Raw genomic sequence first — 4,241 nt, 5'->3', positions numbered from 1 at the left:
GTGCTTATTAGTGAAAAGTCTACTACAAGAATCGAGCCATAGAATATCTCCTTAAAAATCAAGGAGGTTAAAATTTCACTGTAAGACAACTGCACCATATTAGTGAAGCGCTAAATAGCCCGTGCATCAAATTGGCGCAAAATTGTAGAAAGGAGAAGTCAACAAGTATGGATTTACAATGTAAAGTGGCGACAAAACAAGAAGATAAATAGGGTTTTCTAGCTTAATAACTATCGCCAAACAAGGCTTAGGGTTAGCGTCTTAACTCTAAAGGCCTAAAACAGGCGCGTTGATGTAAGGCAGGAGAGCTTTGTATCAACGATTCAAGAGTAGAAGGCCTGAGACAACTCTTTTCACAGTTGTTGAGAGTGAGTGGATAGGTAAGTAGACCACTCACTCAATGAATATGCTCACTTCACTGATAGCGATACGTTATCACTGCACTAAGAGAGACCGACGATATTTCCTTCATCATCAAGATCTAAGTTCATAAATGCGGGTTTATCAGGTAAGCCTGGCATCGTCATCACGGTACCAGATAATGCATAAACGAATCCTGCACCCGCACACAAGCGCAGCTCGCGGATTGGGACGGTAAAACCAGTTGGTGCCCCTTTGACTGCGGAGTCCGTGGTTATAGATAGTGGTGTCTTCGCGATGCAAACCGCTAAGTTGTTAAAGCCTAATTGCTCAAAATGTTTGAGCTGTTCAGTCGCGATAGGAGTCATTTCTATATTGGTTGCTCCATAGCCCGCTTCACATACTGCCATGAGCTTTTCGAGTAATGATTGCTCTTTGTTGTATAACGGACAAAACTCTACAGGCGTGGTACACGCATCAATAACATGTTGAGCTAGTTCCGTTGCGCCTTGTCCGCCTTGCGAAAAAGCGGTGCTGATGGCTACTTTAACTTCGGGATTAAATTGGTGAATCAGATCTTCAAGAGCTTTAAGCTCTTTCACACAATCTTGTGGAAACTGGTTAATGGCAACGACAGCAGGTAAACCGTATTTATGAACGTTATTTATGTGCCATTTTAAATTTTCAAACCCAGCCTCCAATGCTGCTTGGTCCGGATTAAAAATGGAATCTGGAATAGCCATACCTGGTCGTAAATCGTAGTGTCCGGAATTCGCTTTGAGGCCGCGTAATGTTGCTACGATCACTACACAGTCCGGGGCTTTGTTGGCGGCAGCAGCTTTAATGTTACACGCTTTCTCAAATCCCATATCCGAACCAAAACCGGCTTCAGTTACCGTGTAACCTGACAGTTTTAGCGCAATATCGTCCGCGATAATGGATGAATTTCCATGGGCGATGTTTGCAAATGGACCTGCATGGATCAACGTAGGAACACCTTCTAGAGTTTGCATCAGTGTTGGTGCAATCGCCTCTTTTAGTGTTACTGCCATTGCTCCTGCAACTTGTAGATCTTCCGTAGTGACGGGGTTTCCGTTCAAATCGTACGCTACGACAATTTTCCCAATACGTTGACGTAAATCTTTTAAATCTTTGGCTAGTGCAATGATAGCCATTAACTCAGAAGCGGCTGAAATATCGAACCCTTCGTCACGCTCGAAACCATTGATGGTTTTTCCTGCATCATTGAGGCCAATTTTGACTTTACGTAGTGCACGATCATTATGGTCCATCACTCGTTTCCAAGTAATACTTGCCGTGTCGATTTTAAGTGCTCTTAACCCGGTGCGTGATTCAAAGGCATCATAACCCTCGCGTTGCTCATGGAACAAGCGAGCGTCAAGAGCGGCTGAAGCAAGGTTGTGCGCCGCTGTCACTGCGTGAATGTCACCAGTAAGGTGTAAGTTTAACTCTTCCATTGGAGCTACTTGAGAATAACCGCCGCCCGCTGCGCCACCTTTAATACCGAAGACGGGTCCCATCGAAGGTTGCCTTATACATGCAATAACAGATTGATTAAGCTTTGCTAAACCTTGCGCCAGTCCTATCGTCGTAACGGTTTTTCCTTCGCCAAGAGGAGTCGGCGTGATCGCAGTGACGAGTACAAGTTTACCGTCATCATTTGCTTTGAGTCGTTCCAAACATTTTGGGTGGACTTTGGCTTTGTGCTTCCCGTGAGTGTCATACTCTTCGGGCAATAGTCCTACTTTTTCCGCGATAACATCAATAGAAGAAAGTGGTGTGTTTCGGCAAATTTCGATATCTGACTGCATGGAGAATCCCCAAAGTGGCACACAGGTAGCGTTGAAAAACTACCTGAGTTATAACGAGTATTATTGTGAGGCAAAGGTCTGCTTGGTGATGGTACTGTTTCGGTTAGGCTTGTAAAGAGTTTACTGCTTCGTATTGTGCGACATACTAACGAAATCTACTCGTTATAGTGCTAGATAAAAACAAAAAGGCCACCAAATGGTGACCTTGATATATTTTTAGCTTTAAAGCTGTCGTTTTAACGATCCCAATAAGTCTCTTCTAAGCTATCTTCTCGTTCAGGAAGCGCTCGCGATAGGCGAGGAGAGTGCTGCGTCAACACTTCATAGCTTACTCGGTTTGCGTATTTACAAATCTGAGAAAGTGAGGAGTAGGTTAAGCATCGTACTTCGTGCTTTTCTGAGTTAGGCACTTCTTTTTGGTGAAAAGAGTTTGCTGCCATGTCATGCAGTAAGGCTGAAAGGGCTGCATCACCTGCACCGTTAGTGTTCTTAATCTCTAATGGTCCACCAAGGTAAGGGCCGATGTGAGAGTAGACCTTCATTGGGTTTTGACAGTCTTCTTTACGCATCGCACGACTAAACTCGTACTGGTTAAAGGCTTCGAGGGAGCTTTCAAGGATGTCGTGTGTGGTTTCTCGTTTTACTTTCTCGTCGGTGTAACCAGCCATGTACAGACCATTTGGTCCTGCTGTACAAAGTACGAGATCAACCCACTCAAGTGCTTTATCAGCAGCAGCTAGCGGCTCTGTTTCACCTGTTAACGCCGCACCTTCTTCTTCATTCATAGCGACAACAGAAATGTTTTCGCGAATGTATTCTTGCCACCACTGTGCGTTACCTTCGATAACGTACTTTGTCCCTAACGTAAGTACAACAGGGACATCGTGCTTCTTAGCAAAGTCGATCGCTCTTTGTACCGCTTTAGGCATTGGATCTTCTTCTTTACCACGCATTAGGTAAGAAGAAACAACCAGGGCTGATGCTTTCTCAAAGATCTCTTCAGGAATGCTTTCCGGAAGTAGTTGATTCATATGACCTTCGTTGATAGCAAATGTACGCTCACCGTCTTGAGAAATTAGGGTGTAGCAGCGACCAATAGGGCCATCTACCGTTTGTAAATGGTTAAGGTTCATGCGTGAAGACGTACGGCAAAGGTAGCGATAAGCAAAAGAACCGACTTGAATGTTCTTAGACATCACACCGAGCAAAACGGATTTGCTATCGGCTAAAACTGAGTAGTTGTGAAGAGTATTGCCAATCGTGTCACCTGGGTATTGGTGTGTGATCAGGCCTTGCTCAACCAGTTCTTCGTAAAGTGCATCTGCTTTGCTTTCTTCAAGAACGAGCGAATGTCCTTTACTCAGGTTGTATTTCTCTAAAAACGCGTCATCTACACGTGCTTCGATATCTACAATGGTTTGACCGACACCAACAATAGTTGGGCGATATAGCTTAGGTGCCTGTCGGATTTGGTTTACTAATGGATCTCGAGCGTGAGTTGGGAAGTAGTGTTTAGATTTACGCTGACCAGGAAACTTCATGCTTGTTCTTGAGTGAGAAAAAAAAGAGGCGGGATTGTATCACAAAAAAATGAAAATCGTGGCGATTTATTACAAAGAAGTCTGCTCGCTGAAAAAATCAGCGAGCTGAGTAAATAGCAACCAAAGCAGCTGCAATTTATGAGGCTTGTCGTATTGCAATGGGTTGTTTTTTAAACTTGTTGCTCAGCAGCGCCCGGAAAGAGCCTGCTCCGCGCTAACTAAATTTACCCGCGTTACTTTTTCACTTCAGTTGGCTCAACGTAAGCCTTGGTACCCCAAAGTGGGACTGTCGAAAGGCTATGCTTAAAACTACCATCGGTCTCTTTTGTTGTATAAGACAAGTAGAGTAAGGTTTGGTTATCGGCATCATAAATACGGCGAACCTTCATTGTTTTGAAGAAAATGCTTTTTGACTTCTTAAATACAATTTCACCGGACTTACTCTTATCTATTTTTGCAATCATTTCCGGTGTGATTTCGCCAGTCTGACGACATGATATTGAGCTAT

General features: G+C 44.0%; 3 protein-coding genes. All 3 read right to left on the bottom strand.

The features are described from left to right. Positions 1-443 precede the first annotated feature (443 nt). A complete protein-coding gene (locus tag CAG68_RS06825) occupies positions 444-2,192 on the bottom strand; it encodes a formate--tetrahydrofolate ligase (RefSeq protein ID WP_104976103.1) in 1,749 nt (582 codons plus the stop codon). Between the two features lie 236 nt (positions 2,193-2,428). Then, positions 2,429-3,733 carry an inosine/guanosine kinase gene (locus CAG68_RS06820; RefSeq protein WP_005376376.1) on the bottom strand — a complete coding sequence of 435 codons (1,305 nt, stop codon included), beginning with the start codon at positions 3,731-3,733 and terminating at the stop codon, positions 2,429-2,431. A gap of 233 nt (positions 3,734-3,966) precedes the next feature. Further along, positions 3,967-4,241, bottom strand: a 275-nt coding sequence (locus tag CAG68_RS06815) for a CreA family protein (RefSeq protein ID WP_161440953.1), incomplete at its 5' end; no start/stop codon positions are given.

Origin of the sequence: Vibrio sp. V42_P2S4T144 (assembly GCF_009904715.1) — a bacterium.
In the GTDB taxonomy this organism is placed as follows: domain Bacteria; phylum Pseudomonadota; class Gammaproteobacteria; order Enterobacterales; family Vibrionaceae; genus Vibrio; species Vibrio alginolyticus.
This window is presented reverse-complemented; position numbering and strand designations above follow the sequence as displayed.

What these genes read in the sequence shown, in the direction of transcription:
- CAG68_RS06825 (WP_104976103.1), bottom strand. Translation starts at nt 2,192, where the DNA reads ATGCAGTCAGATATCGAAATTTGCCGAAACACACCACTTTCTTCTATT.
- CAG68_RS06820 (WP_005376376.1), bottom strand. Translation starts at nt 3,733, where the DNA reads ATGAAGTTTCCTGGTCAGCGTAAATCTAAACACTACTTCCCAACTCAC.